Below are 3,586 nucleotides of genomic sequence, written 5' to 3' on the forward strand. Positions count from 1 at the left end.
GTGGTGTGCTAGTCTGACACAAACGATATTCTTAAACCGAAAAAGCATACTGCTACCAGTGTTTTTTAGCCAAGTAGTTTTCAACACTTTAAAAGACGTAAGAGTAAATTTTTTAAAGTTTTGTTTATCCTTATTATTGTGATGGGTTTTTGGTGGTGGTAGTGTGTTGTTTGACACAAACGATATTCTTAAACCAAAAAAGCATGCCACTACCATACGTTTTTATGTGATTTTAGCATCCTTTTGAGGGAAGCCTGTCCCTGCGGGGCTTAACAGCAGGGTAAGGAGGAGTTATGAGCGTTGTAGATCTAGGAAAAATAACATTTTCGTTTCGGCTCAAAGAAAACATGTTGTTGGTTCGCTACTGGCAACCAAACGCTAAGAGAGCAAAATTTTTTAATGCTATTGAAGAAGGCACAGAAAACCGCGTGACTCTTGAAAAAGTTGAAGCAAAGAAGAATGTAGAAATATCTGGGACGAAGATTCTTAAAATCCTAACGAAGAATGTAGAAAAGACAGAAGAAACCAATATAATAGGGCACACCATATATTCCTACAACGATGTGATAAGCTACGAGTTAGACGGAGGGGCATATTCTAGCGCAAAAATATTAGCTGTTCCTATAACTGGGCATGCAAAATTCAAAATACAAAAAGACGGAACATACATACTGAAGTTCGGCGGAGGATCTTTAAAATACGCAGATGCAACCGTAATGTTCAACATTAGAAAAGGAAAAATAAGGATAGTAAGGCCAAAACAAATAGTAGTTCAGGACTTCCAGCACATTAAAGCCCCCATAAAGAAAAAGATAAAATTAATATTATCCCAAGACACTAAGGAAAGGATAATAAGTGCTGTGAAGAGAGCGCAGAAAATTCTACAGATCTTAAGCAAACTCAATGATAACGAGTATATAAAATCGCATGTACAAAAAGAGGTTGAAGCTTTAAATATTGAGGACATGATAGTATCAATAGAGATTGACCAGGACAAGAAAATGGTTTATTTATCTAACAAAAATTCTCTGAGTGGCAACATAATTACCGATAAGACACTACTTGCAGAATGGATACCTGATACAGAAAAACATATAGAAAGTTTCATGAGAAGGACAGCAAAATTGATCGCCGAAGAGCTAAGAAAGATAGTCAAATTTGAGAGGAACAGAAGGAACAAAATAATACAATTACTTAAAGGAGCCTGTTAAACAGGTTCCTTCAAAAAAGGAGGAGCGTATGTATAACAAAGTTTCTGAATATTCATTTTGCTTCTACACCTTCAACAAAATCCCTGGTATCGGGATAGTTGACACAACACCAACAGGATTCGATACTTGGGGGGATGTTGAGATAGTTTTTGAAGCAGAAAGGTTACTTCCTGAAGTAGCAGAGGTAGTGTTTTCAGAGAATGAAAAAACAAAAATAGGAGCATATGTCAAGGGGAGTATAAAACTAGCAAAAGAAGCAAGAGAAAAGGCATTTATTTTGTTTGACGAAAAGGCCAGAAAAAACATAAGCGAAACAAAACCTCTTGTGTTGGACGGTTTTCTGGTTTTTACTGGTGATTTAAAGATAGAAGAGGAGTGGATGGAAGATGTAATAGAAGGTGAAATACCGTGTAAGATAAAGATTACAGAAGCATACAAGGGAGAGTTCTACCCACAGGGAGACGGAATAACATACAAGGATCTAGGATATGGAGAAATACACATAAACCCTGACGATCTTGTAGAACTAATTCCTTCTTATCTTGGGGATGAATGGGAGATTGTGGAATGGGGAGCAATATACAAGGATGACCCCGACTATAACCTTTCTTCAAACCCAGACCCATTCACGGTAAACTTTAAGCACCCCAAAGGGGTTAAATACAACACAGAAAAAATCCTTTTATAAGGAGGGGAATATGAGTATAAATGTCTATTTGGAAGGCAAAACACTTTTTGTAAGTGTAAAGTGGGATCATGGGGGGAAAGAAACCCTCCCACCCCACGGCTATCCAGAAGAAGCCGAAGTTGAAGAAGCAATACCGTTCATACACCAACAGACTATTTTATGTCCAGTTTTGGATAAAGTTTATGATGCTGAAGTAGAAAGGATAAACAAAGATATAGCAATACTTAAGCTCACAACCGACACGGTAGTGCCAGAAAGCAACAGGGTTCAAATTCGTGCTTACAGCGAAGACTACTACCCAGACGAACTCAATCTGATGCTAAAGAAACAAACGATAAAATGGAGCAACATAGAAAACGGAATTTATGTCTTAAAATATGAGTTTGACGACTGCAGAAATCTAATCGGAAACAGAAACCTAATTAATCTCTACACCAAGAACTACGAACAAAACCAACTTATATTGATAGTTGAAGGCGATACTCTGAAGATTGCTGAAAACATTGAAAAAGTTTACAAGAAACTTAAGCCAAACGATGAGATCCCAAAAGTGATAGTAGTAGTTGAGGACACGAGAAGAAAAATATAGAACATAAAGGCTGTTTGGCGCAAGTTGAGTAAATATAGAGACCACATAACCGACGTTGTAAAGAAGGCTGTCAAGAACCAAATACTCGCTTTAAAACACAAAAATTCAAGAATTTCGCTAGCTTTTTCAAAGAAGTTGGATGACGGGTTTGAAATAAGAGTGTTTCCAATAACACTAAACACGCAAAGACTAATAAAGAATTACAATGACAGGACAATGACGTTCCTGATAACTCTTCCTGATAACACAAAAGTTTCATCATTATCAAAAGTGTATGTGGATTCGGATTTACAATATCATGATTCAAACGACATTGAGTGGATTTTGGAAGAAGCGTTAAAAGAAAACATAAGAAAGAAAATTCAAGCAAGAAAAACAATAAGGGAGCTTTGCTCCCTAAAAGTATAAGGAGGGTAAGATGCCTGTTGTATATTATTTTAGTGAAGGTAAGGTGGCAATAAAAGGCAGGCATATCATCGTAGCTTACGGAGATGCAGACTATGAGAACGAGGATTATTTGGGAAGCTACGGGAAATATGAAAGATGGGGATATCCAGTTGAGTTCCTCTTTTTTAACAAAGAGGATCTTAAGGTGATTGAGGAGAATGACGAGGCTAGGATAGTTGAAATAACCCCTGCTCCATTTTACGGAATAGGTGCTGACACCGAGAATACTATCTATTATTCTAACTTTGACACCAGATTCTGCTTTGTCAAGATCTACACAAACGAGTATGTAAGCGGTGGGCTTACAGGAGAAGTGAGAAGCGATTCCCTACCTATTGCAACGCTACTTGTTGATAAGAAGAAACTCACGCCAATAGCTTTTGAAGACCTAGCAAGGGAACTAGGTTTTGATGACAAACCAACGCTCTTCACATTCGCATCTCTTCTAGAAGAAGAAGCAGAAAACTTCCTCAAACACAAAAACGAAGTATTGGAACTAATTAAGGAAGCAAAAGACAGGGTGGTAGAACTTCTAGAACTAGCATATGAGAGAGCTTACGACTATGGAGATAAAATTGAAAAAGTGGATGACAGAATAAAAAAGTAAGATTATAAGATTAGCATATACTTTAGGGACAGCGGGGAGTATGA

At 37.3% G+C, this 3,586-nt stretch carries 6 protein-coding genes; 5 read left to right on the forward strand and 1 reads right to left on the reverse strand.

Annotated features, from left to right (window positions below):
- Positions 1–216: hypothetical protein (locus ABDH28_04350; GenBank protein ID MEN2998246.1), on the reverse strand; the 216-nt coding region annotated here is incomplete at its 3' end.
- A gap of 77 nt (positions 217–293) precedes the next feature.
- Here ABDH28_04350 and ABDH28_04355 point away from each other — a divergent pair.
- Genes ABDH28_04355 through ABDH28_04375 form a run of 5 tightly spaced genes read left to right on the forward strand, consistent with a single transcriptional unit; the run spans position 294 to position 3,542 of the window.
- Positions 294–1,211, forward strand: coding sequence for a hypothetical protein (locus tag ABDH28_04355; protein ID MEN2998247.1), 918 nt, complete (start codon positions 294–296; stop codon positions 1,209–1,211).
- Between the two features lie 28 nt (positions 1,212–1,239).
- On the forward strand, positions 1,240–1,899 hold the full coding sequence (locus ABDH28_04360) for a hypothetical protein (protein MEN2998248.1): 660 nt from the start codon (positions 1,240–1,242) through the stop codon (positions 1,897–1,899).
- Positions 1,900–1,909: 10 nt separating this feature from the next.
- Positions 1,910–2,488, forward strand: coding sequence for a hypothetical protein (locus ABDH28_04365; protein MEN2998249.1), 579 nt, complete (start codon positions 1,910–1,912; stop codon positions 2,486–2,488).
- 24 nt (positions 2,489–2,512) lie between these two features.
- The gene (locus tag ABDH28_04370) at positions 2,513–2,896 is read left to right on the forward strand and encodes a hypothetical protein (protein ID MEN2998250.1); all 384 of its coding nucleotides are present in this window, start codon (positions 2,513–2,515) and stop codon (positions 2,894–2,896) included.
- A gap of 10 nt (positions 2,897–2,906) precedes the next feature.
- Positions 2,907–3,542: a hypothetical protein gene (locus ABDH28_04375; protein MEN2998251.1), complete on the forward strand. Its 636-nt coding sequence runs from the start codon at positions 2,907–2,909 to the stop codon at positions 3,540–3,542.
- Positions 3,543–3,586: the final 44 nt, after the last annotated feature.

Source organism: Brevinematia bacterium, assembly GCA_039630355.1.
In the GTDB taxonomy this organism is placed as follows: Bacteria; Spirochaetota; Brevinematia; order DTOW01; family DTOW01; genus SKYB106.